16 protein-coding genes, 1 rRNA gene and 1 riboswitch are annotated in these 25,778 nt (G+C 54.3%); of the genes, 2 read left to right on the forward strand and 15 right to left on the reverse strand.

All coding sequences use genetic code 11. The features are described from left to right. Window positions 1–148 precede the first annotated feature (148 nt). The 10 genes from ABC395_RS22440 to ABC395_RS22485 all read right to left on the reverse strand — a co-directional run bounded on the left by ABC395_RS22440 (window position 149) and on the right by ABC395_RS22485 (window position 18,738). A 16S ribosomal RNA gene (locus ABC395_RS22440) occupies window positions 149–1,702 on the reverse strand. A 398-nt stretch (window positions 1,703–2,100) separates the two neighbouring features. Continuing rightward, the gene (locus tag ABC395_RS22445) at window positions 2,101–5,478 is read right to left on the reverse strand and encodes a DUF5704 domain-containing protein (protein ID WP_413006055.1); all 3,378 of its coding nucleotides are present in this window, start codon (window positions 5,476–5,478) and stop codon (window positions 2,101–2,103) included. A 195-nt stretch (window positions 5,479–5,673) separates the two neighbouring features. Next, window positions 5,674–6,945, reverse strand: coding sequence for an S-layer homology domain-containing protein (locus ABC395_RS22450; protein ID WP_413006056.1), 1,272 nt, complete (start codon window positions 6,943–6,945; stop codon window positions 5,674–5,676). 301 nt (window positions 6,946–7,246) lie between these two features. Then, window positions 7,247–8,653, reverse strand: a complete 1,407-nt coding sequence (locus ABC395_RS22455) for an NCS2 family permease (protein ID WP_413006057.1) — start codon at window positions 8,651–8,653, stop codon at window positions 7,247–7,249. Between the two features lie 186 nt (window positions 8,654–8,839). Continuing rightward, a riboswitch (purine riboswitch) is annotated at window positions 8,840–8,939 on the reverse strand. Window positions 8,940–9,108: 169 nt separating this feature from the next. Then, the gene (gene guaA / locus ABC395_RS22460; RefSeq protein ID WP_374755404.1) at window positions 9,109–10,653 is read right to left on the reverse strand and encodes a glutamine-hydrolyzing GMP synthase; all 1,545 of its coding nucleotides are present in this window, start codon (window positions 10,651–10,653) and stop codon (window positions 9,109–9,111) included. Window positions 10,654–10,705: 52 nt separating this feature from the next. Beyond that, window positions 10,706–13,522, reverse strand: a complete 2,817-nt coding sequence (locus ABC395_RS22465) for a DUF4129 domain-containing transglutaminase family protein (protein ID WP_413006058.1) — start codon at window positions 13,520–13,522, stop codon at window positions 10,706–10,708. After that, window positions 13,509–15,395, reverse strand: coding sequence for a DUF58 domain-containing protein (locus tag ABC395_RS22470; protein ID WP_413006059.1), 1,887 nt, complete (start codon window positions 15,393–15,395; stop codon window positions 13,509–13,511). The genes ABC395_RS22465 and ABC395_RS22470 overlap by 14 nt, the downstream gene beginning before the upstream one ends. Window positions 15,396–15,404: 9 nt before the next feature. After that, a complete protein-coding gene (locus ABC395_RS22475; RefSeq protein ID WP_413006060.1) occupies window positions 15,405–16,385 on the reverse strand; it encodes an AAA family ATPase in 981 nt (326 codons plus the stop codon). A 62-nt stretch (window positions 16,386–16,447) separates the two neighbouring features. Further along, window positions 16,448–17,821 carry a polysaccharide deacetylase family protein gene (locus tag ABC395_RS22480; RefSeq protein WP_413006061.1) on the reverse strand — a complete coding sequence of 458 codons (1,374 nt, stop codon included), beginning with the start codon at window positions 17,819–17,821 and terminating at the stop codon, window positions 16,448–16,450. A gap of 146 nt (window positions 17,822–17,967) precedes the next feature. Beyond that, on the reverse strand, window positions 17,968–18,738 hold the full coding sequence (locus ABC395_RS22485; protein WP_413006062.1) for a nucleotidyltransferase domain-containing protein: 771 nt from the start codon (window positions 18,736–18,738) through the stop codon (window positions 17,968–17,970). A gap of 173 nt (window positions 18,739–18,911) precedes the next feature. Here ABC395_RS22485 and ABC395_RS22490 point away from each other — a divergent pair, with 173 nt between their 5' ends. Continuing rightward, window positions 18,912–20,072: a Gfo/Idh/MocA family protein gene (locus ABC395_RS22490; protein WP_413006063.1), complete on the forward strand. Its 1,161-nt coding sequence runs from the start codon at window positions 18,912–18,914 to the stop codon at window positions 20,070–20,072. Between the two features lie 60 nt (window positions 20,073–20,132). Here ABC395_RS22490 and bcp read toward each other — a convergent pair whose 3' ends face one another. The 5 genes from bcp to ABC395_RS22515 all read right to left on the reverse strand — a co-directional run bounded on the left by bcp (window position 20,133) and on the right by ABC395_RS22515 (window position 24,317). Further along, window positions 20,133–20,597, reverse strand: coding sequence for a thioredoxin-dependent thiol peroxidase (bcp, locus tag ABC395_RS22495; protein ID WP_413006064.1), 465 nt, complete (start codon window positions 20,595–20,597; stop codon window positions 20,133–20,135). Window positions 20,598–20,768: 171 nt separating this feature from the next. Then, window positions 20,769–21,506: a hypothetical protein gene (locus ABC395_RS22500; protein WP_413006065.1), complete on the reverse strand. Its 738-nt coding sequence runs from the start codon at window positions 21,504–21,506 to the stop codon at window positions 20,769–20,771. Between the two features lie 152 nt (window positions 21,507–21,658). Next, window positions 21,659–22,444 (reverse strand): ABC transporter permease, encoded by a 786-nt coding sequence (locus tag ABC395_RS22505; protein ID WP_413006066.1) that lies wholly within the window; start codon window positions 22,442–22,444, stop codon window positions 21,659–21,661. Between the two features lie 3 nt (window positions 22,445–22,447). Next, a complete protein-coding gene (locus ABC395_RS22510) occupies window positions 22,448–23,242 on the reverse strand; it encodes an ABC transporter permease (RefSeq protein WP_413006067.1) in 795 nt (264 codons plus the stop codon). Then, on the reverse strand, window positions 23,235–24,317 hold the full coding sequence (locus ABC395_RS22515; RefSeq protein ID WP_413006068.1) for an ABC transporter ATP-binding protein: 1,083 nt from the start codon (window positions 24,315–24,317) through the stop codon (window positions 23,235–23,237). Before ABC395_RS22515 ends, ABC395_RS22510 begins: the two co-directional genes overlap by 8 nt. A 275-nt stretch (window positions 24,318–24,592) precedes the next feature. Here ABC395_RS22515 and ABC395_RS22520 point away from each other — a divergent pair, with 275 nt between their 5' ends. After that, window positions 24,593–25,687, forward strand: coding sequence for an LCP family protein (locus tag ABC395_RS22520; RefSeq protein WP_413006069.1), 1,095 nt, complete (start codon window positions 24,593–24,595; stop codon window positions 25,685–25,687). Window positions 25,688–25,778: the final 91 nt, after the last annotated feature.

Raw genomic sequence — 25,778 nt, forward strand, 5'->3', positions numbered from 1 at the left:
TTCTAGTTACATGTTTCGCTATCTAGTTTTCAAGGATCAACGGTTGAAAAGAGAAGCAAATTCTCCTTTCAAAACTGACAACGAGTGATTGAAGGTTGAAGGCACTGCCTTCTTGACTGGGTCCGTTGCAGGACCCGAGTCTCCATAGAAAGGAGGTGATCCAGCCGCACCTTCCGATACGGCTACCTTGTTACGACTTCACCCCAATCATCTACCCCACCTTCGGCGGCTGGCCCCTTGCGGTTACCTCACCGACTTCGGGTGTTGTAAACTCTCGTGGTGTGACGGGCGGTGTGTACAAGACCCGGGAACGTATTCACCGCGGCATGCTGATCCGCGATTACTAGCAATTCCGACTTCATGCAGGCGAGTTGCAGCCTGCAATCCGAACTGAGACCGGCTTTTCTAGGATTGGCTCCGGATCGCTCCTTCGCTTCCCGTTGTACCGGCCATTGTAGTACGTGTGTAGCCCAGGTCATAAGGGGCATGATGATTTGACGTCATCCCCGCCTTCCTCCGGTTTGTCACCGGCAGTCAACTTAGAGTGCCCAGCTCTACCTGCTGGCAACTAAGTTCAAGGGTTGCGCTCGTTGCGGGACTTAACCCAACATCTCACGACACGAGCTGACGACAACCATGCACCACCTGTCACCTCTGTCCCGAAGGAAAGGCTTATCTCTAAGCCGGTCAGAGGGATGTCAAGACCTGGTAAGGTTCTTCGCGTTGCTTCGAATTAAACCACATACTCCACTGCTTGTGCGGGTCCCCGTCAATTCCTTTGAGTTTCACTCTTGCGAGCGTACTCCCCAGGCGGCATGCTTACTGTGTTAACTTCGGCACCAAGGGTATCGAAACCCCTAACACCTAGCATGCATCGTTTACGGCGTGGACTACCAGGGTATCTAATCCTGTTTGCTCCCCACGCTTTCGCGCCTCAGCGTCAGTTACAGGCCAGAAAGTCGCCTTCGCCACTGGTGTTCCTCCACATCTCTACGCATTTCACCGCTACACGTGGAATTCCACTTTCCTCTCCTGCACTCCAGTCTCCCAGTTTCCGGTGCGAACCGAGGTTGAGCCTCGGGATTAAACACCAGACTTAAAAAACCGCCTGCGCGCGCTTTACGCCCAATAATTCCGGACAACGCTTGCCCCCTACGTATTACCGCGGCTGCTGGCACGTAGTTAGCCGGGGCTTTCTTCTCAGGTACCGTCACCCAAAGAGCAGTTACTCTCCTTGGCGTTCTTCCCTGGCAACAGAGCTTTACGATCCGAAAACCTTCATCACTCACGCGGCGTTGCTCCGTCAGACTTTCGTCCATTGCGGAAGATTCCCTACTGCTGCCTCCCGTAGGAGTCTGGGCCGTGTCTCAGTCCCAGTGTGGCCGTTCACCCTCTCAGGTCGGCTACGCATCGTCGCCTTGGTGAGCCGTTACCTCACCAACTAGCTAATGCGCCGCAGGCCCATCCGTAAGCCACAGATTGCTCCGTGTTTCACAGTCTCTCCATGCGGAGAAACCGGTTATCCGGTCTTAGCTACCGTTTCCGGTAGTTATCCCGATCTTACAGGCAGGTTGCCTACGTGTTACTCACCCGTCCGCCGCTAACCATCGGAGAAGCAAGCTTCTCTTCAAGTCCGCTCGACTTGCATGTATTAGGCACGCCGCCAGCGTTCGTCCTGAGCCAGGATCAAACTCTCCGATAAAGTTGTGCTAGCCGTAAGGCCAGCGGTTTATCTCAAGCTGATTAAGCTCAAACATTCGTTGCTGACGAGAATTTCTTCTCATTTTAATGTCTCATTACTGAGACGCTTCAATCACTCGTTGTTCAGTTTTCAAAGGACAATTTGTAAGACCTTGCAGTCTTCGTTGTTAACGCTTGTCTCAGCGACAACTTTTATACTATAACACAGTCGCGCTCAGTTATGCAAGCTTTTTTTAAATTTCTTTTTGCGCGGCGTGTTTCGTTGTTGCCGGCAAGAAGTAACTTTACCAGCATTCAAAGTCTTTTGCAACAACCATTTTGTGGAATTCGGAAAGAGCCGTGATTAGACTCTTCCCTATTCCGCTTGCTTTCTTAACATTTGAGCGGATGCCCTTAATGCTAATGAGTACCGTTAGAACCGAAATCATCATAGCTAGAAAGATCACCATGGTAGAAAACAACGTCTCCATCCGTCACCGGGAATGCATGGCCCTTGGCGTCAGTCACACTCCGAACCCCTCCCTCCATCTGCCATTGGTTGCTCAAGGGAGCATGGATATATTGCAGATAAGGCCGATTAACATCGCCCGCACGAATGCTTTCAATATTGAAGTTCACGACGATGTAGCCGTTTCGCAGAAAGATCGGTGATCGGTCGTCAAGTGTTTGCTTCCGGCCATAAGCGGCCAGGTCGGTTCCTTGCTGTACGGCATACACCGCCGCGGGCAGGCTGTACTCCCCGTACCATTTTTGATCGGAAGCGAGGACCCGGGCTTTGTCCACTCCGGCCGGAATACTCTGATTCTCTCCAATAAAAGTCCGCACCTGTCGGGATAAAACGAGCCAATGATAGGTTCCGACCCAGGCCGGTTTAGCCGCTTTCTTTAAATATTCGGCCGTAAATGCCGCCCGGTTCGCGAAGGAACCCGGAGCCTGATCGAAAAGATAGCCTGCCGTCTGCTCAAGCTCTTTCGTACTCACGTTGCGAAGTCTGTCGCTTAAAACAACAAAACGCTTTTCCTGATCCTGCCGGGAACCGATACGGACAAAAGGTTGATTCTCAGTATGATAATACAAATCAACGGGTTGTCTTTTGCCTCCTTCATTAGAAATGAAATAAAAAGCCGGTGTAATCCTCAAACCATCGTCCGGGCCGAACATATTGCCTTTGGTCTTGAGGTCAAACTTGATGTGATAGCCTGTTTTTACCGCTATGTTTTTATATCCCGCTTCGGGATGGCTTCCCGGATGTATCGGGAGAATGAAGGGATAGCCCGTGGGCCGGGGTTGACCGTCGATTCCTTTTGCCCCTATCCAATAGTTCGTTCCGGTGTGCGCCGCACTGCCTCTAGTCGTACGAAACACGCTTTCCCAATTGTAGTCGGCAATGTCCGTCACTTTAAAATCATAAAGTCGCCCGATCACATCAACCGGAACCGTATCTGTGGCAACATGATTGGTCAAGACCAGGTTAGCCTGCGGTTCTGTCGCAAACGAGGCGGGAGCATTTTCTGCTATAGAGCGGAAAAGAACACTGTAAGGACCTTCGTCTACCCATACCGGCATATAGAAGGTGGACGACAACTGTCCTACCGGTATGTCGATCCACGTGTGCTTTGGTATGAATTTCATAGATGCGTCGTAAGTGTCAAAAGGGAACCACACTTGTTTCTGTCTGGTGTACTTGGCGTAATCTCGAACTCCGTAACCCGGTATGCCGCGGTGCGGACCGGTTGTGGGTATGGTTACACTAAAGGGACGGTCAAGGATCAGCGCGGAACGGTCGTGGGCGGGAGACGTTTTCTGATTATGCGCCTGATCGTCGGAAACCGAAGGGACCATAATGACCGGCGTATGAACCGTAACGGGATTGATGCCCGGGATATCGAAGGTTTTGTCCGCTCCTCCTTTAACGTTTCCCGGCAGAAGCGTGTAAGCGATTGTTCCGGATGTGGGCTGGTTTTGCCGGTTGGCCAGTGATTTGCTGATCATATAACCCGTCCCGTAAAAAGTATCGGCACCTAACCTGGCAGGCTCCGGAACAGGCTTGGGCAGTGGAGCCGCGGCGTCGTGAATCCGGTTGTCCATAAGCGTAACACCGTTAAACACCAAATGATCATTACTGACTTTGTTAGCGCCGACCGCAGCTTCCGCAGAAGCTTGAAACAAGCCGGTTTCGTTCATAGGCGGACCTCCGCCGGTACCCAAGTTAACCGAATTACAGTTCGAGGGTTGTACGTGTGCGGAAACGTCGTCTTTATTTATGCTTGTTATTACAGGAGGGGTGTAATTTTTAGCGTCCAGGGTAACCGAACCGCCATATCCGCCAAGCGCATAGTTGCTGAATTGTACTTCCTTGGGCCGGTAAACTTCTAAATTATCGATTTGCCAGTAGCCGTAAGGACGCTTGACGGTCATCGTTTGAGTAACGGTTTGGCTCATGGGGATCGGCAGGCCGGGCGGAGGTACGGGGATGGTCCATACATACGTTTTGGTGACGGGGACGTTGTAGGTAACCTCTCCGGTCATATTGGTGAATTTGTTTTGAAAAAGGTACTGGAGACTGAACGCGTTCGCGTAGAGGCTTTCGGAAGTGGGGATACCTTCGAGGATATTAAAAGTTTCGGCACCGCGCTTGTCGGCACGAATCATGCCGCTTGCTTGAGGATTCATGGAGGCGCCGCTTTGTGATGCGCCTTTGGAAGGCGGATTGATTACCGGGCTGCACCCATTAGTTCCACCGGGAGGCTGGGGACTACCCGTACCCGGGTTTCCTCCACCGGAAGAACCGCAATCTTTTACCGTCAGCGTAGCCGTTTTTTTCTCGTCCAGATGCTGAAGATCATCTTTAAAATGCGCGGTTATTTGCGTGGTTCCTACTGCTGCTTTCAGGGTGATTTTGCCCGATTGGTCAATGGTTGCAATGGAGGGATTGGAGCTGGTCCAAGTTAGTCTATCGTGTTTTTGAAGGGGCCATGAGGAGCCGTCAGGCTTAGTCAGCACGGCTTCCGCTTGCTGTGGAGAGGAGTCGGAGGTGCAAAAATCGGGTTGAGGGAAATTGATCACAAGTCCCGGATCTGTCGTAACGGTAATTTCAGCATTGTCCGAAATGCGGTAATCGCCGTTATCCCAAGTGGCTCTTACCTTGACTTTCCCGGCTTTTTTGCCTTGAACTTGACCGGAAGCGTTCACTGTGGCGATAGTTTCGTCTTCGGATTGCCACGTGGTTTCGGTTGTTCGGGCAGCTACGTCGTATTCCTTCCCCCAGTCGCTTGCTCCCCAGTCTTTGGTTTTGACGTTTGCCTGAAGTTGAATTTTTTGGCCGACGGAGATGGTCGAGTCTGGTGTTACGGTGATTTCTTTTTCTTCGTAGATGTCTCCTGCCCAGGTGATCATTACAGGAGTATCATACTCAACAATCATTTTGGGACAACCATTCGGTCTTTTCATAAATTCTTCAAGATATGTGGGAATTTTGTTGCCTCCAGTATTGGTTCTAATGAGCGCCGTTTCATTACCAGTTATATCCGGCTTTATATTAGCGGGGTCGTATGAATCACTCGGTTCATACTCAACACTATCTAAATGTACTTTAGCAATGTTTTCGGCTTTAACAATCCTCCCACTTTCGTCTTTCCATATCTGGGCCGCCCATTTAGAAAGATTAACATCATCAGGTATTTTAGTATACGCTGGTCTCGGATTGTAACAATCTCCATTCCAACCTACATCATTTTGACCACCGGAATAATCTACTCTAAACCCCCCTGAATCCAATTGATACCAGTACACTCCAGGAGTAGCTATTCGTGGTTCTGAATATATAGTTTTGGGACTCGATTTTTGCATTTTAGGTGGCGGTTGAATAACAGCTTTCACGTTGTAGTATGAACTTGTCAGAGTTAATAATAGTAAGCTAGATATAGCTAATAATATTCTTTGAAGAATATAAAACCACTCCTTAAGTTTATATTATTTTCTTAGAATTATCCCACCGTTATCGCCGGAATCTGTAGTTATACTATATGATATGTATTCTCTATTATTGGGCGGTATTTTTGGCATTGTTTGAATGACCCAAACTGAGTTTTCAACTCCTTTTTTGAAAAATGCAGCAGATGCTAAGGGGATCGTTGGCACTCCGTATCGTGTAGCTGAAGCATCGCTTAATCGGGTAGCAGACGTAATTCCATTTCCCATACCATTTGCTAGTGTGTTAGGATCAATTTTATCTAAATTTGAAATAACTGAAATTTCAGAAACAGCAATGTATCTATTGTATTGGTATTTTTCAACTTGATCTAAGAACATTTGAGCGTAAACACCTGAAGCTTTTGTGTCGATTGTATCAATAAATATAATTCTTTTAACTTTCATTTTTGCGATATTATTTTTAAGAGTTATCTCTTTATTCTTGATTTTATCGAAGCTTGCTTCCTCATTATTAAAATTCTTAGAGTACAAATATTTTGTTATCGAAAGTACATTCGACCCTGTAACTCCAACCTCCCTCAGCTCGTTAAGAGCCTTGTATTGTTCGGCTTTGCTGCCCTCCACCTCCATAAAACGCAACAAAATGGCGGAAACTTCCGCCCTTGTAGTCGCTTGTGCAAGCCGGAACGTGCCGTCTTCAAAACCGTCCACGATGCCGGTGCCTTTTACAAGGGCCACGTAAGGAATCTGCTCGCCGGAAATACCTCCTTTGTAGGTTTCGGGTGTCGGCAGCAGGGTTCCCTCCGAGTCTTCCAATGCCTGTTTGAAGCTTGGCTCAGATTGGACGAGCCCTGATGAGATCCATTTGATCATTTCATAGCGCGTCAACTCCCGGTCAGGTGAAAAGCCATCCCTGTAATCGTTCCGGTCGATAAAACCGATAGCCGCTAGCTTAGTAACCTCCTTCTGGCTCCAGTGGTTTTGTAAACCCGGGAGTGTGCTTTCGGCCTCTACTCCATCTGCTTTCTGTTTTGTAGCACGGTTCAGCATAGCCGCGAATTCGGCACGCGTAATTTTCCCATCCGGATGAAAGGTTCCATCGCTGTAGCCTTGTACCAGGTCAAGCCCGGCTGCCTGGCGGATGACCTTTTCCGCCCAGTGTCCCCCTACATCGCTAAAAGACCCTGTCTGCACAGCCGCGGCTGGCTCGTCGGGAAGGCCAACAGCTTTTGCATCATGCGGAAATAGAGCGGCTGTTCCTAAAAAGATGGCGGCGCCCCAACTGCTTTTGCTTTTTTTCCAAAAAACCATGTAAAAACCCCCTTGGCAACAGTAAATAATAAAATTAGGCACAGCAAACAAACATAAAGAGCCAATGGACAGTAAATAAACAGCTTCAGCTTGTACAACCATAAAAAAGAGATAAAGAGATGAAAAAGAAAGGAAATGGGAGGGGCGAACGGGAGGGGGATGAGGAAAAACAAAGGCACAAAACCAAGTATATACGATTTATAAAAATTTGGAAATAGTGAAAATATAATCAAATTATTGTCTATAAAAAAACCGGCCTGTCGGATTTAAATCCGAGGCCGGTCTGCTGCTTTGCAGCCTTTTAACCGCTCACGCCTATAAACACGTAGCGCGCGATAACAAGAACGAACAAGATCCACATGAGCCAGTGAATGCTGTGTTTCTTTTCAACGCGGCTGCTCATCTGAGAAATAACCGCAAGAATGACATAACCGACGATGCCGAGAGAAATACCGTTGGCAATGCTGTAAGTGAAAGGCATGAACGTGATGGTCAGGAACGCCGGAATCCCGATTACGAGATCCTGGAAGTCGATGTCACGCACCGCCTGCATCATCAGAACGCCTACGACGATCAGGGCAGCGCCTGTCGCGGAACCCGGAATCAGAGCGATAATCGGCGCAAAGAACAGAGCGAGAATGAACAGGATACCCGTCGTGAGCGAAGTAAGACCGGTACGGCCGCCTTCCGCTACACCGGCGGAGCTTTCCACATAAGCGGTTACGGTGCTGGTACCCAGCATGGCGCCGCCGCTCACTGCAAAAGCATCGACGAACATCGCTTTACCGACGCGCTTGTTGCCTTCTTCTTTGTTTTTCATGATACCCGCACGGTTAGCCGTACCTACAAGCGTACCGAACGTGTCGAACATTTCGACGAAGGTAAAGGTCACGATAACCGATACGATGCCGACGCCCATAATACCGGCAAAATCAAACTCCCAGAAGTTAAGCTGGCCAAGGTCCGGAATCCAAGGCGTTTGCGGATTGTTCAGCGAGCTAAGGTCAACGTATCCCATGAGAAGAGCGATAATCGTCGTGCCCAAAATACCGAACAAAATCGCACCGCGTACACGGAGCACCATCAGAATGGAAATCAGGACGAGGCCGATCAAAGCCATGATCACGTCCGGGCTTTTAAAGCTGCCAAGCTCAATAACGGTTTCGAAGCTCTTAAGCGGAGTAAACTGGCCTTTCGGAATATCATTAACGGTTTCAGCCGCAATTGTCATGAGACCGGTGTTTTTCAACCCCACGATGGTGATAAAAAGACCGATACCCACGGTTATCGCGTGCTTGATTCCGTCCGGAATCGCGACGAGCAGCATCTGCCGCAGTCTCGTAATGGTCAGAATGATAAAAATAATCCCCGAAATAAAGACGGCGGTCAGAGCCATCTGCCAAGTAATCGGGTTGTTGGTGGAAGCGGTGGATACCACGACAGTCGCAAAGTACGCGTTAAGTCCCATACCCGGCGCCAGAGCGACCGGAAAGTTCACGAACAGACCCATGGCGATGGTAAAAATACCGGCGGCCAGAGCCGTCGCGAGAAACACGGGATACCACTCCATGCCTGTTTTGCCGAAAGCGGTCAGGATGTTCGGATTAATAACCAGCACGTAAGCCATAGCCATAAACGTGGTGATGCCCGCCATAATTTCGGTCCGTACGTTAGAGCCGTTTTCCTTTAATCTAAAAAAACGATCCATTGCAACGAAATCCCCCTTAAATTGGATGAGAACAACAAAAAGCCCGGGCGACGTTTTATCACCTGGGCCGGTTGCAAGAAAGAGCGGCTCCCACGGTCATCGGTCACTTCCTTTGGAAATAAACTTCCCTAATCTGCCGGAGCAAATTCGCGATCGTCCATTTCAAAAAGAGGCGCCAAAGGCCGCTGGGCTGCACGTTCTTTTCGTAGCCAGATCATTACGGTGACCTCGTAGAAACTTCCGGGCCAATCCCCGGAATTATACGAAAAGCATTCAATTTTGTCATTCCTCTTCATTCTAGTAAGCGAATCCGATCTTGTCAATACGGAATAACGAATATTTAACTGGCAAAAAAGAGTTAATGTTCGGGATTTTTTCCATGTGAGATGACGCGGACAAAGCCGACAAAAAAGACCGGAGCCCTTTCGGAAGGGTCCGGCCTTGATCTTTTTAAACTATTCCCACTCGATCGTTGCAGGCGGTTTCGAGGTTACGTCATAGACGATACGGTTGACGTTATCGACTTCGTTGACGATCCGTACGGAGATTTTCTCCAGAACGTCCCAAGGAATACGCGCCCAGTCGGCCGTCATACCATCGATAGATGTAACGGCACGGATGCCTACTGTGTAAGAATATGTCCGGGCATCGCCCATAACACCCACGCTCTTCATGTTAGGAAGAGCCGTGAAGTACTGCCAGATCTCGCGGTCGAGACCGGCTTTGGCAATTTCTTCGCGGAGGATCGCGTCGGAATCGCGGACGATTTTCAGCTTCTCTTCCGTTACTTCGCCGAGAACACGGATCGCAAGACCCGGGCCCGGGAACGGCTGACGCCATACGATGGCGCCCGGAAGGCCGCATTCTTCGCCGACTTTACGCACTTCGTCCTTGAAGAGCGCCTTAAGAGGCTCGACAAGCTGGAACTTCATGTCTTCGGGAAGTCCGCCTACGTTGTGGTGAGATTTGATTGTGTGAGCCGTTGCCGTGCCGCTCTCGACAATATCCGTGTACAGCGTACCTTGAGCGAGGAATGCGAAGTCGCCCAATTGTGCGGATTCTTCTTCGAAGACGCGGATAAACTCGTTGCCGATAATTTTACGCTTTTGCTCCGGATCGCTTACTCCGGCCAGTTTGCCGAGGAAACGGTCGCGAGCGTCGATTTTGACAACATGCATATCGAATTTGCCTACAAAAGTCTCCATGACGCTCTCGGCTTCGTCCTTACGGAGCAGGCCGTGGTCGATGAACATGCAGGTCAGTTGATCGCCGATCGCTTTGTGGATCAGAATGGCTACAACGGAGGAATCTACGCCGCCGCTGAGTGCGCACAGCACTTTACGGTCGCCGACTTGTTCGCGGATATCGCGGATCGTGTCTTCGATAAAGCTTTCCATGCTCCAGTCGCCCGTACAGCCGCAAATGTCGAAGATGAAGTTGCGGATCATTTCGTTACCCTGCGCCGAGTGACGGACTTCCGGGTGGAACTGTACGGCCACGATGTTTTTGTCCGGGTGGCTCATCGCCGCGATCGGACAAGTTTCCGTACTTGCGTCAAGAACGAAGCCTTCCGGCAGATCGCAGACGTGGTCGCCGTGGCTCATCCAAACCACTTGCTTCGAATCCAGGTTCTTCGCAAGACGGCTGTGAGACTGGAATTCAACTTCGGATTTACCGTATTCGCGCGTAACGGCGCGCTCTACTTTACCGTTCAACTGGTGCGCGATCATCTGCATGCCGTAGCAAATGCCCATAATCGGAATACCGAGATCATAGACACCGGGGTCTACGACCGGAGAACCTTCGCCGTATACGCTGACCGGTCCGCCCGAGAATACAATCCCTTTCGGGTTCAGTTCGCGAATCTTGTCCGCCGAAGTATTGTAAGGGAGCAATTCGCTGTAAACGCCAAGGTCGCGAATGCGTCTGGCGATCAGCTGGTTGTACTGCCCGCCGAAGTCTAAAACGACAATCAATTCATGTGTTTTTTGGATATCCATGGTCCGCCTCCTAGTATAATCTTGATCATTATATATAACAAAGGCGGATGAATCAAGGCGTACCCCGGCCTTTGATCCGCTTCCAAAGATCTAAAATGCGCCCTTTGCCGATAATCCCGGCGCCGCTGCGGTCGTAACGGACTTCCTCGTACAAAGCGGCAAATTCCTCCAGCGCCCGGCGGCGGCCGGGATCAAGCTCCGCGAGCCCCGCGACGTACTCGCGGAGGGTCTGCTGCGGGGCCAGGCGGCCGTGGCTGCGGAACACTTTCAGCCACAGCCGCTCCATCAGCGCCGCGCTGCCCGTGCCGCGGCGGAGCCCCGTGCTCGCCCGCAGCGGCGCATGGGATGCTCGTCGGGGCCGGAAGCGCCGCAGCAGCCAGGCCGCGCCCAGCAGGGCGAGCAGCGCGGCCGAACCCCAGGCGGCCGGCGAATCGGCCGCCCGGGCCAGTGCGGGCAGCAGCTGCGCTGCCCAAGGGCTTGCCGTGTCCGCGGCGGCCGTCTCCTCTACCGGTGAGGAGACGGCTGCGGGCATGGCCCCGGCTCCGGCGCCGGACGGAGCCGCGAAGCCGGGCGTCGGCTCGAACGCGAGCCAGCCGGCGCCCGGGATGTAGGCTTCGGCCCACGAGTGGGCGTCGCGGCTGCGGACGGTAACCGCCAGGCTGCCGTCCGGGCCGCGCTCGCCCGCTTCGCCGGGGGCGAAGCCTTTGACCCAGCGGGCGGGAATGCCCGCCGCGCGCAGCATGACGACCATGGCCGACGAGAAATGGTCGCAGTACCCCAGCTTGTCGACGAACAGGAAGTGGTCGACAAAGTCTTCGCCGGCGGCGGGAAGCGTCGGCTTGTCCATGCTGTAGCGGTACTCCGTGCGAAGGTACCGCTCCAGCGCAAGCGCCGCCGCGAGGGGGTCCTGTCCGCTGCCGGCGGTCACGCGCTCCGCAAGGTCGCGGACGCGCTGCGGCAGCATGTCCGGGAGCTGGAGGTACGCGGAGAGCGCCGCCGGGGAAGCCGAAGCATGCGTGTTCCGCTCGGAACTTCCGGCTTCCGCGCCCATGGTTTCACGAAGGCTGCCGGTGACGTTCGTGCCGCCGGCACCTCGGCTTTTATTTGCTGATGCGCTAGAGTTGCCGCCTGTAGTCCCCGTACCATTGTCGGCGCTCCCACTACTGTTGGCCGGACCGGAGCCGCCTCCTGCGATCTCCAGACCGGCGGCATTATCGCCCACAGTCCCATTCTCCATACTTTTCCCACGCTGCCCCGTGACATCCACACTGCTGCGCAGTCCGCTTCTGATCTCGGCGTCGCTTACCGGCGTAAAAGACGACGCTTGCGGGCCCGGATCGGGCATCGACCAGTCTCTGCCGAATGCAAACGGCGTAACCGTCACACGGTAGGATTGCAGCGGTTCATCCGTGACGGGGAGGGCGACTTTGCCGCTTTCGTCGTTCAGCCAGAAGGCCTCCGGCTTGACGGGTTCGCCGGATGTATTTCCGGCTTCTTCGAGCTTCAGTATCCGGCCTCCGGCAAACAACTGCATCCCCAGTTGTCCCGAAAGCCCCGTAATCTCTTGGGTTAAGGGGGGGTTCGGAACGGCGACGATAGCGGCGGTATCTGAGGCATCTGAGGCATTAAGGGCACCAGGGACATAGGATTCCACAAACGACGAAGCCGTAGTGCTTTCCGCTGCCGGCTGCCCATCTCCGGAAGCTCCCGTTTCAACTCCTTCGGTTGACACGCCGCCGTCCGGAGATACCGTCCCGCCCCTCCCCGCCGACTCCGTCTCACCCGACAACGCCGGGAATGCCGGGCGGAGCATGCCGGAAGGCTGGGACCAGCCGCGCCCGTCATAGACGCTTTTGGCTTCCCCGCGCCAATACGTGAGAACCGGCGTCCGGGCGGTAAACACAACCCGGCTGTCTGGAACCAGCGCTCCGCCCAAGACGGAATCATCGGCTCCGTATCCTGAGATTCTCAGGGACGAGCCGCTAGTTTGTCCGGCACCCGGGCCCGCGACCGTATGCCCGCGCATAAGCGAAGCCCACTTGTCTGCGGCGGCGGACAAGCTCAGTGGTTTCATTTTTGCCGCCGGTCCCCCTTCGCCGGCTGCCCAGTTACCCGCCGCATAGAAAACCGCCGCAGCTAACAAACTGATGCCCATCCATGGCAAAGACCCGCCGCGGCCGGTTTCGGCGATGCCGAATTGTCTCCGCAGACGGGGAACGGTCAGGCCCGCAAGCAGAAGCAGCCCGAGCGCCCCCGTGCGGATCAAGCCGGGCGTCGTGTCGATGCCGAAGCCGATTTGGAGGAGAAGTAAGTAACCGCCGGTTGCGGCCGCAAACCAGGCCCCGTTTTGCCGGTGCAGCAGCAGTTGATGGGAAGCCGAAATAAAAGCGGCCGCACCGAACAGAAACAGCAGGGACTCGGTCAACCCGCTGAGTGCGTCGAGCTGGCCGGACGCCGCATAGCCGAGGTCAGTCATTAACAGCTCCCAAAGCCCGGGCGGCCAAGCGCCGAAAGGGAAAAGTTCTTTCTGAAACTGATAACCGGAAACGGCCGCCATCCCCGCCAGATTAAAAATCCACAACAGCGCAAAAGAACGCACGCCGGCCGAGAGCAGCAGGAAATAGCCGAACATGATTGCATAAGGTTCGATGCCTAAAGGCTGGAACCCGCCGGCTCCGAGAGCAAGCGGATTCAGCCATTCTAGCAGAAGCATGTACCAAATCACCGTTAGTGCAGCGTCCCGAATCCAAGAGAACTCCCCCTGCTTTTCGTTCTCAACGAGGCGTCCTGGAGCTCTATGCTCATCAGCCGAAGTCTCGGAGCCTCTTGCACCATAGGACGAAATAAGCGGATTTTTAACCGATTGCATCTTCCGTCCCTCCTTCTTCGGGCTTCTTTTTATCTGACGCGATGCTGCGAGGGACTGACGAATGCTCATTGAAAAAATCAGCGCTGCCGAATGACCCGGACTCTCCCCAAGCGTAAGCGTTACTGTGGGTTCTCTCCACTTCCATTCCCTGAACACACGCGGAATTATGTGCCGCTTCAGCAGCAATTCTTGACTGCTTTGTTTTATCTTTTTTGGTGAAAAATCTTCGTTTGCTCACGGCCGGACCGGATTTGTGCGCGCCTTGTCTGCGTCCCGCGACCGGGGTCCCGGCGTCCCTGTCATCTTCCGCTGCGGTAAAGCAGGCCGTCTCCACCCCGGCTTCACGCAGCACGGAGAGCCTTTTTTGCTCCTCGGGCGTAAGCATGTGTGATTGCGAAACGTACACCATATGCAGAGGCCGTCTTGCGGCAAGCAGCTCCATGGCACAGGCTATTACGGCATCATCCAGCCGTGAAGTCAGATAGAGCAGCGCAACGCCCGGGGGTCTGGAAGCATGTTCCTTGCGCAGCATGTAGACCCCTTTGCCTGTCTCGCCACGGACGGCCGCCAATAGTTCCAGAGGCGCGTTTGCAAACGGAGCCGAGGCCCCGTCATCCGGATTGAACGAGGACGTGCCCTGGAACCGCGCATGACTATACGGCTGGTCCGATTGAGCAAGTACGGCTCTTTCCCGGAAAGAGGTTCCCGTAACAATCCCGCCGGTTCCCGTTTCCGGTTCGAGGACGGCATAGGCGGCGATACGGATTCGCTTCTCCAGCATGGCCTGTCCCAGACGGCAGGAGCCGGATGCCGAATAATTGCCGCGGACAGGTTCGCTTTTGCCGAAAGCGAGCCTGCGTTTTGCTTGCGGATGCTCATCCGTACTATCCAGATCGCTCCAATATGGTGAAACGGCGTCGGATGCGGCCTCATTGTCCTTGCCGCTCTCGGCGGATTTTCCATACCTGCCGCCGAAGCCGCTCGCTGCGGTCATGCCCTTTATATCGTTTATGCCGATCATGCCGGCCATACCGGCTATGCCGTTCAAACCGCTTTTTCCGCTTTTTCCGCTTTTTCCGCTTTTTCGCCTTGTCCCGCCCTTGCCCGGCGAAAGCGTGCAGCCGCAGCCGGTGTCCGCTCCCCTGCAGCCCGGATCCGTGTCGAGCACGATGATCCGGGACGGTTTAACGGCTCCGGTACGCACCTGTGTCTGCAGCGAACCCCTGCGGGCAGTCGCTTTCCAATCGATCCACGACAGGGGATCTCCGGCGCCATAGGCGCGTACGCCGGCCGATGTGCCGGCCGTACGGTGCCGGGACGGTTTCCCGCGGCTATCGCTTTCCGCACCAGCCGCCCCGCGCAGCCCGAATGGTTCGGGCACCGGATAGACCGTGAAGGCGGCCTCCGTTTTCACGACGCGCCTTTTAATGAACAGTCCGAACAGATCCCCGCAAAGCAGCTCTGTCCGCTCCAAAACATACTTTCCCCTCTCTACGGCATCCATGCTGTAAGAAAGCGAAACAACAGGCGAGATCCAGGGAAAACAAAGCAGCGACTTGCTGTTGGTCTCTTCCCGCCCTTCATGCACCCAGTGTTCGCGGACAACCATCCAGCATACGGGCAGCAGAGAGCGTTGAGCCACGATAAGCTTCAATTCCGCCTTCTGACCGGCAAAAAACCGGGGCGCCCCGAGGCTGCGTGAAACCTCCGCCCCGTTAAGCGTGAAGAACAGGACGGAAGCGCCGGAGGCCGCATTCGCCCAGAGCAGGCACTCGATGATCAGGGGAGCCACTCCCCCGAATACGAGGTAAAAGGCGTGCGCCCCCGCCGCTCCCGCTATACTCCCCGCCAGATTCAGCCAAGATTTCATCATGGCGTTCTCCTAGCGGACGGCCGCAAAGCGCAGCACGGGAATCGGCACGGATGCGACGGCCGCTTCGACCGCGGCGCGCGGGGTTCTGCCGCCGATAAGCGCGTCGGTCGAGGGCAGCATCCGGTGGGCGAACACGGGCACCGCCAGAAATTTGATGTCATCGGGCACGACATAGCGTCGGCCCTGCATCAGCGCCCTGGCCTGGGCGGCCCGCATTAAGGCCGCGGATGCGCGCGGACTGGCTCCGAGCCTTAGATCGGGATGCCTTCGCGTAGCTGCGGCAAGGCTCACGATATACTCGCGCAGAGATTCATCGACGTTGACGGTGGCGGCCTCGTTTTGCAGCTGCACCCATTCCTCCTGCAGAAGAACGGGCCTCAGGCTGTCCGGCGACCGCCTTTGAAGCTGCTGCTCCAGCATGCCGACTTCGTCCCCGTGCTCCGGATAGCCGAGCGACAGCTTCATCATGAAGCGGTCCAGCTGCGCTTCGGGAATGGGGTACGTCCCTTCATGATCGAGCGGATTTTGCGTGGCGAGCAGCAGGAAAGGCTTCGGCAGCCCGTAAGTGACTCCATCCACCGTTACGCTGCGCTCCTCCATCGCTTCCAGAAAAGCCGCCTGCGTCCTGGGCAGCGCACGGTTCAGCTCATCGGCCAGAACGACCGGATTCATAATCGGTCCCGGCCTGAATTCGAAAGCGGCGGTTTGCGGCTGGAATACGGAAACGCCGGTTATATCCGACGGCATTAAATCCGGCGTGCACTGAATTCTTTTATATCCGCAGCCCACAGTGGCGGCCAGACTGCGGACGAGCAGCGTTTTGCCTACGCCCGGCACATCCTCCAGAAGAACATGGCCTCCGCACAGCATGGCAATGACGCTTTTCTCGATGGCATCCCGTTTGCCGAAAACGACTTTGGCGACTTGATCGACTACTTTTTGCAGAAGAGTATGGGGCTGGTCAAATAAGAACGTCCGATTGGAAATCACGGGGAAAGCCTCCTAGTGAAATGATATATTCCCAGTGTTCCCCGTTCTCTATGGAAATAGACTTATAGGCTGCTAGAAAAAAGAGCGGTTCCGCCGGATATCGTTACTTGCCTCCCGCTTTCGTCCGCGTGATAGTCCAGTATATCGCCGCCCAGCAGCTCTACCGTCTTCCTGAGAGGGACATAGAGACTCCCGTCAAGAAGGCGCATATTCGGGAAATGATAGACGGCCGTCACCTCGGCCCACAGACGAACCGACAAGGTATAGTCTCGCAGATTGTAGTCCAGCCGGATGAATCCGTAGTCAACGCTCGCCGTGGAGGCCGCCTGGTCCCAGTCGACCTTGGCCCCCAACTGCTGTGCAAGCACCCGCAGAGGCACCTCCAGTCGCTCCTCCCGAAAAAGAGCCTGTTCGGCCGGAATTACCGCTCTCCTTCCGTCTACGATCAGCGTCAGAGGAAGCCGGGGCGCCGCCTGCCGGGACCGGATAGAGCCTGCTCCCACGGCCGCTTCTTCGCCGGAAGGGACAGGCGTGCGTCCGCCGGAGACTTGAGCGGCCCAGGCTCTCATCGCCGCTGCCGTCCGGTCAAATTCCGCTTCGCCCGGTGCGCCGCGCTGCCACCGCCGGGCTTCGCGGACGGGGAACTGCGCGGGCTGCACCCGGTCGTCCAGCTTCGCGAAAGCGTAGCCTTTGTCCCTGAAATAGCGGATGACTTCCGGGAGCGCTTTTACCGTTTCCTTGTGCCCGGTGCCGTCATGAAACAATACCGTCAGCTCGTGTTTCAGCGGAGCCTTACGGACCGAACGGATAATTTCCGCCGCGGGGACTCCCGTACGCTTCGAATCCTCGCTGTCGATATCCCAGTCGTACAGCGTATACCCCGCTTCCTTCATGTAGTAGAAGTAGAAGGCATCGAAATTCTCGGCGGTTCCGCCGGGCGCCCGCATTAAACCCGTCCGGAAACCGGCCGCTTTCTCGATAGCCCGGTCGGTCTGCTCGACCTGCTTCCAGAAGCCGCTGTAATCCGAATATAGCTTCTTGTAGGTATGGTCATAGCTGTGATTGCCGAGCGCGTGGCCTTCGGAGACAATCCGTTTGACCAGTCCCGGATGATCTTCCACCTGCTTACCGACGACAAAAAAGGTAGCGGGAATGCTTTCTTTTCGCAAAATATCCAGCACTTCCGGCGTATATTTGCTCGGCCCGTCATCGAACGTCAAATAGACCGTCGGCTTGTCGGGAACCGCGTAGGTTTGGTCCGAGAGCGATTTACTCCCGGCTTTAAGCGCTTCATAAATATTTTCTGCCGGTTCGCCGTCCGCTTCGGCTCCATAAACTTTTTGCGCAGGCTGTATAGTGGGGAAGGCAACGAAAATAAGGAGAAGGATAAGCGCGATCCGGGTGAAGCGAGTGTGGGACAACTTCGTTTTCAGCATGACAATCCCTCCGCATTATTCAATCATTTGGCTGCTGATAGAGTATATGAGAGAGTTGCCGGAGGTATGCTTTCCCACACAAAAAAGAGCCTCGGCTGACGCCGGACTCCATCCATAAGCGGTATGCGATTCATAAATCTAGCAATCTATTTCCAGACGAGAGTTAAATAGCGGCGGTATAGATCGTCAAGCAGAGGCGTCGGGTCCGCCAGCTCCGCCTTGCTTGCCGCGGCCACCTCCGTCAGATGTTCGATCTCTTTGCCGATGAATGCGTGAATCTCCTCGACCCTCGCTTCCAGGTCCAGCTCATCCCCGGCTATTTTTCGTCTCAAAAGCTCATTGATCCCATCTTTCAATCCCGATTCGGGCAGAAGCCTGTCTACCAACTCCTGAAAAAGAATAGGCGGGTTCGTATCGTTTTCCTCGATCCATTTGCAGGCCAGAATCGGGCGGAGCACGTAAAAATATTTTTTGATCCGGACCTGGTCCCTCTGAAGATACTCGCGGAAATTGCCTTTCGCCATGCTCAGATAATGATGAAGAGACGCCTTGGGCGAGAACACCTCGCTGCGGAGGCGGAGCATCTCTTCCTTGAAACCGTAAGCTTCCTGATACACGATATCCGAGATCAGCCACTCCATAAGAGGCGGATTCGATTTGCGGAACAGCTTCAGCGCCTTGCGGATGTCCCAGCCGTTTATATCGAGCATCTCATTGATCGGCACTTCGATCACGTCTCTTTTGTCGTCGATGGAAAGGTACCACTCCGGTCTGCGGACATAAACAAACCGGACGTCGTAGTCGCTGTCCTTGGAAGGAAACCCCCAGGCGCGGCTTCCCGACTCTACGGCAAACAAGACTTTGACCTGCTCGTTCTCTTCGATTTCTCTTAATTTTTCACGTATGACCGCTTCCATAAAAGCCCTCCGGTTTCCGAAATTTTTCAGTTCTTCAATCAATCCGGCGCTTTTTGGGGTAAAAGCAGATTAAAAGCTATATCTTTAACCTGCTGCCTGTTCCAGGGAGTTGAACATTAACCCAGTTAACCGCAAATCAGATAAATACCAGACTAATTGAAGAGGTGAAACGAATGGGAGATATTAAAGTCGGCGTGATCGGGACCGGATTCTCGGCCATGGCCCACATCGAGGCCCTCCAGCGGGTGCCTTCGGTTCAAGTCGTCGCGGTTGCTTCTTCCAAACTGTCGCATGCGGAGGAAGCAGCGGCCCGCTACCGGATTCCCATGTATTACGGAGACGCCATGGAGCTTATCCAGGACCCGGATATCGACGTCGTACACAACTGCACGCCCAATCATCTGCATTATACGTTCAATAAGGCGGCTCTGCTTGCCGGCAAACATGTCTTGTCCGAAAAGCCGCTCTCCGTTACCGTCGAGGAATCGGATGAACTGCAGAAGATTGCGCGTGAAAAAGGTCTCGTCGCCGGCGTGGCGTTTATTTACCGCCACTATCCCCTTGTCGAGGAAATCAAGCAGCAGATCGCATCCCGGAACTACGGCAAGCCGCACTACGTGCTTGGCGGGTACCTCCAGGACTGGCTGCTGTACGAGACGGATTACAACTGGCGGATGGATTCGCGCCTGAACGGGCCTTCACGGGCGGTGGCGGACATCGGCTCCCATTGGTGCGACACCGTCCAGTACGTACTGGGCACCCGGATCGTGTCCGTATTCGCGGACCTCGGAATCGTCCATCCCGTGCGGTATAAGCCCAAGGATAATCTGGCCACGTTTACGAACGCGGCGCCCAAGCCCGAGGACTGCGAACGCGTCGAGGTGGACACCGAGGATTTCGGATCCATACTGGTCCGGTTCGAGGACGGCACCAAAGGCGTCTTCTGCATCTCCCAGGTCAGTCCCGGCCGCAAAAACAAGCTGTATTTCGAAATTTCCGCCGAAAAAGGCGCCCTGCGCTGGGACCAGGAGGAAGCGAACCGGCTGTGGATCGGTTCCCGGGATGTTCCCAATCAGATTCAAATGCGGGATGCCAGCCTGATGAGCTCCCAGGCCGCCTCCATCACCCATTATCCCGGCGGTCATGAAGAGGGCTGGCCCGATGCGCTCAAAAACCTGCTGCTCGACTACTACTCTCTCATCGGCAAGCGCAGAGCGCACCAGACGGATGAAACGAGCTCGAAGTTCGCTACTTTCAATCAGGCCTGCGGTGTTATGAGAATCGTCGAAGCGGTTCTGCAAAGCCATGAGCGCCAGCGTTGGGTGGATGTGTAAGTTTCGAGACGTGTAAGTTTCGTCACGTGTAGTTTCATCGGCGGATTTCTTCAAAACATCTTAGTTTTCCTTCAAATAAGCCAGCGCTTCTTCGATATGGCCTTTGACTTTAACCTTGCGCCACTCTTTGACAAGGATGCCATCCTCGTCGATGAGAAAAGTCGAGCGTTCGATTCCCATAAACGTTTTGCCGTACATGCTCTTCTCTTTCCAGACCCCGTAGACCTCGCATACCGCGTGGTCTTCATCGGCAAGAAGGAGGAAAGGCAGATTGTACTTGTCGATAAATTTCTCGTGCCGTTTCAGAGAATCCGTACTGACGCCGAGAATGACGGCGTTTAAGGCTTCGAATTCCGTATGTTTGTCCCTGAAATCACACGCCTGTGTCGTGCATCCCGGCGTCATGTCTTTCGGATAGAAATACAGGACTACTTTTTTCCCTTTGAAATCGGACAATTTTACGTGCTGCCCGTTGTTGGCCGGCAATTCGAATTCCGGTGCCTGCTGCCCCATGTTCATACTCATCTTCGGGAACCCCCTTCGGTTCATCGTTTTTTGCATTAGTTACCATTATACCCACCTTGCGTATGCATGGGAAATCGGGCTGAGCCTTGCACGCAAAAAGACCGGCAGCGTTTGTTCGCTGCCGGTCTTTTTTTAAATCCTCTGCCTGCCGCTGCAGCCTGTTCGGCCGTCTTACCCGGCCTGCTCCGCTTGGGCTTGTTTACGGTCCTGCTTCTGAGGCTTGTCGCCCTTCTTCGCGTCGATAAATTTCTCCAGCGAAGGAGTCAGCTCCGTTTTCAGCTTCTCGAGAAGCTGCTCTCTCGTGATCCCTTTGGCTTCCGCAATCTCGGCGACGGTTTTACCGGCTTCCTGCTGCGTTTTCAGCTCGTCTTTCGTAATGCCGAGGATAGCCGCCAGCTTCTCCGGATCTACAAAGCCGCCGCCGCGGCCGTGTTTGCCCCCTTTGAAGTCTTTCAAGCCGGTAACCGTGACGGCCTTCTCGATGCGCGTTTGAAGATCCGCTTTCAGTTCGGCCGCCTTCGCGCCGTCGATTTTGCCCTCGGTTACTTTAGCATCGATTTCTTTCGTGGAGGCTTCCACCAGCTTTTTCACCAGGTCCGCCTGGCTGATGCCCTTCGCTTCAGCGAGTTGGGCCAGGGATTTGCCCGCTTTCAGCTCGGTGATCAAAGCGTTTTCTTCCAGACCGAGCACGGATGCCGCGTCTTTCAGATAAGATCCCGGCCCGCCGAATGGTCCGAAAGGTTTGCGGTCCTTGCCGTCATGCTTGAACGGTGCCGTTTGCTGAGTCGACGTTTGGCCCGAATCGGTGCTGTCTGCTGCGAATACCTGGCTGGAAACAGCGGCTCCGCCGCCGAGCAGAAGTGCCGCGGCCAATGTGGATACCATCAGTTTGCTGCGTGTTGTATTCATTTTTATTTCCACCTTTCAAATGGGGGCTTGTTTATGCTACATCCCAAGTATAGGCAGAAATTATGACGGAACTTTTACGCCCAGCTTAGCGAAACCTAAAACTTTGCTGAAAGCAACCTGAAAATTGTGGCAGTTTCCGCTGCGCCGCCGGATCAGGACCCCGCTCCCCGGTAGCGCTTGACACCGATGTTCCACACGCTGAGGCCGATCGTAATGAAAATAATCCCCATAACCGGCGTCAGCAGGGCAAAGCCCTTCCAATTGAGCGGATCCAGGAAATAGGCCGCCGGATAAAAACCGACGAAAGCGAACGGCAGAATCCACGTCAAAATTCCGCGCAGCAGCTTGTTGTAAATCGTGACCGGATACCGGCCGTAGTTCTGGATGTTCCAGATCAGGGGCATTATGCCGGTCGGTGAATCGGAAAAGAACGCAAGCGCGCTCAGCGAAACGTAAATGCCGCCGTAAATCAGCACGCCGGATACGACCATCATCAGCATAATGAGCGGATCGCTCCAGTGGACCGGTAAACCGAGCTGGCCCCAAGAGTAGATCATCACGACCAGTCCCGCCAGAGCGCTGAACAAGGAGGCCGGGTCCATGTTTTCCAGCATAAGCTGCCACAGGCTGTGGGCCGGACGGGTCAGGATGCGGTCCATTTCGCCTTTGACGATATAGCGCTCGCTGAAATTCCACAAATTGAATATCGTCGAGAACAATCCGTACGGGATCATAAAGAAGCCGTAGATGAACAGAATCTGATCACGGTTCCAGTCGCCGAGAAGCTCGGTCTGCTGGAAGACGACGAGAATAAACACCAGGTTCAGCCCATTGAACAGCAAATCCGAAACGACCTCGATCCAGAAATCCGAACGATAGGTCAGCCGGGTTTTCAAATAATTTTTGAGATAATCAAGAATAAGCGATAAGTAAAACATCCGTTAACCCCCCTGCACGAACAGCCGGGTTCTTGCTTTATGCCACATGAAGGCAATCGGCACAAGAAGCACGACGAACCAGATGACTTGGATCGAAACCGCCTGCCATACGGCGTTTCCGGTCATTTTGCCGGTAATCACCGAGCCGGGCAAATACGTGATGGCCTGGAACGGCAGCCATTCGAGGAGCTTCGCCGTCCAGCCGGGAAACATCGTGATCGGCAGGATCAGCCCGGAGAACAGATCGACCGCCACCCGCTTCATCCGCATCATGCCCTCGCTGTTTTCCAGGAAAAACGCGGACAATCCCGTCATAATATTAATCTGGGAATTGATTAAGAATGCGAAAAGCAGCATCAGCAGGTAGACAAGCCACAAGGATAGATCCGTCGGCAGCTCGACCGGGAACAAGAGAGAGACGATAACGAGACCCGGTGTCGTAAAAAGAAGCAGCCGGAACAAGCCTTCTCCGAGGCCCTGCATCATTTTGTACACGACATAATTGTAAGGACGGATAAACTGGATCGCGACGCTCCCGTCCCGGATTTCATTGGCGATTTCCCGGTCCAGGTTATTGAAGTAAAAAGCGCGGCTCATCCAGGACACGACGATATACGTCGTCATCTGTCCCAGCGTCTGTCCGCCGAGCGTTTCCTGGCTGCCGTAAATCGCCTTCCACAGGAAGTAATAGGAACCGATGTTAAGCGCGTACACCAGAATGCCGCTGTAATAGTTAACCCGGTAGGCGAGCATCGTGATGAACCGGATGCGGATCAGCTCCACATAAGCCTTATACATGCGGCACCGCTCCTTTGTCCGCTTCGGCCCCGGTGCCCGGCTCCCCCGCTTCCGGCGCGGACGTCTTCCGGACTTCCGCCGAACCGGATTTATAAATCTCGCGGACGATATCGTCGGTATTCGTCTCCAGGATGCCGATATCCGCAATCTGGACGACGCCGACGATCCGCGCCAGAACATCGGACACGTTCGCGCTCCGCTGCGGGATGAATACGCGCGCGTCCAGCGGGCTGTCCTGCTCCCAAGTCACGTCAAGGCCTTCCGTGAGAAGTTCCAGACTTTCAAGCGGCACCGGGTCGTTGAACTGAAACACCACTTCCTTGCCTTTCCCCCACGTCTCCTTCAGCTGATCCAGACCGCCGTCATAAATGATGCGTCCGTCGTCCAGCATAATGACCCGCGAGCAAAGAGCTTCGATGTCTTGAAGATCGTGCGTGGTCAGCAGGATGGTCGTCCCGTAGCGCTGGTTCAGCGATTTCAGGAACTCGCGGATCTCGGTTTTTACCACGATGTCGAGTCCGATCGTAGGCTCATCGAGGAAAACGATCGCGGGGTTGTGCAGCAGAGAAGCCGCAAGCTCGCAGCGCATCCGCTGGCCGAGGCTCAGCTTCCGGACCGGTCTGCTCAGCAGCTCGCCCAGCTGAAGCCGGTCGGACAGCTCATCCAGCCGCTCTTTAAAATCGTTTTCCGGCACCCGATATACCTTCTTGAGCAGCTGAAACGACTCAATGACGCCGATGTCCCACCACAACTGGCTCCTCTGGCCGAAAACGACCCCGATGCCTTTGACGAAAGCTTCGCGGTCCTTATAAGGAATATAGCCGTTCACCTGGAGATGACCCGAGGTGGGAACGAGAATGCCCGTAAGCATTTTGATCGTCGTCGATTTGCCGGCGCCGTTCTCTCCGATATACCCGCAAATCTCTCCCTCGGGAATTTCAAAACTGATATCTTTAACGGCCGTAACCTGATTATATTCACGGTCGAACAGATCGCGGAACGCTCCTTTGAGACCGCTTCTGCTTTTCTGCACGCGGAACTCTTTACGGAGATCTCTCACTTCGATAGCTGGCATGTTTTCCTCCTGCTGTTTAATTGGACTGGGAAAGTTTGAAAGCCCTGTGAATTCATGTGTAACTTGCGGCCGAGAAGAAGTTGCCCCTATAATGAAATACATGAGTTCGCCATTCCCACCCCTCATCATACAACAAAAGAGCTTTTTATAAAAACACCCGGGGGCGCCTCCGGTACAAATCACGGGAATACGGAAGCCTTGTTTCAGCGGCCGGATATCCAGTTAATCATGTACAGACAACGCCTATTTTTTAGATGGAAAGGGAATGAACTCACATGCCGAAGCCTAAAAAAAGACGGGTAAGACCGTGGCGGATGCTGATTGTCGCGGTTGTTTTCGCCCTGATCTGCACCGCAGGCTATTTTGCTTACAGCATATACAGCTTCGCCGATAACATTAACAACAAAGACGAGATCGGGAATTTCGATCCGATCTATCAGGGAGATGACTACAAACCTCCCGTCTGGGAGGGAACCGGGCGTGTAAACGTGCTGCTGCTCGGCGCGGATTCCAGGGGTGTGGAGAACGGGGAGCCCCCGCGCTCCGATACGCTCATGATCGCCTCCATCGATCCCGTCACCAAAAAAGCCTCCCTGATGTCGATCCTCCGGGACACCTGGGTTAAAATCCCCGGCAACGAGGAAGGCCGCATCAACTCGGCCTTTACGATCGGGGGGCCGAATCTGGCGATGAAAACCGTCAGTGAGCTGACCGGGATTCCGATCCAGTACTACCTGTACACGGATTTCAAAGGCTTTATCGCCCTAGTGGACGCCATCGGCGGAATCGATCTCGAAGTCGAGAAGGACATGAAGTACACCGACGCCGCGGACGGGCACGTCTTCGATATTAATTTGAAGAAGGGCATGCAGCATCTCGACGGCCAGACCGCTCTGCAGTACGTGCGGTTCCGTCACGACGCCCAGTCCGACTACGCCCGCACGGAACGCCAGCGCAAATTTTTGACAGCCGTAGCCGACAAAATGCAAACTACGCAGTCTATTCTCAAGCTGCCGTCCATCTTGAACAAGATGGAGCCTTACATTCATACGAACTTGTCGGTCGGCGATATGCTCAAGCTCGGCTCGCTTGCTTTCGACGCCAGGGCCAAGGGAATCCAGAGCATCCAGCTGCCTCCCGAAAATCTGCTCATCGAGCGCAGAATCGGCGGTGCCCAGGTCCTGTCCGTCGATAAAACGAAGCTCAAACGCTATCTGGACGATGTGTTCGAAGGCATGGCGGACGTTCCCGGAACAGGTACGGGCACGGGCACCGGCACCGGCGCGAATTCGAGCGGCGGCTCGTCCGGGGGCAGTTCGGGAAGCACGACTTCCGGAAACTCCGGCGCCGCTAAGAATACCAGACAGTAAAGCATTCTAACGTGACTGTCTCCTCCAGGGAGACGGCACGTTATTTTTCTTCCCGGCCTCCGCCATTCGGTGTTAGGCTATAAAGGACACG

This window comes from Paenibacillus canaveralius, assembly GCF_047238265.1.
GTDB lineage: Bacteria > Bacillota > Bacilli > Paenibacillales > NBRC-103111 > Paenibacillus_F.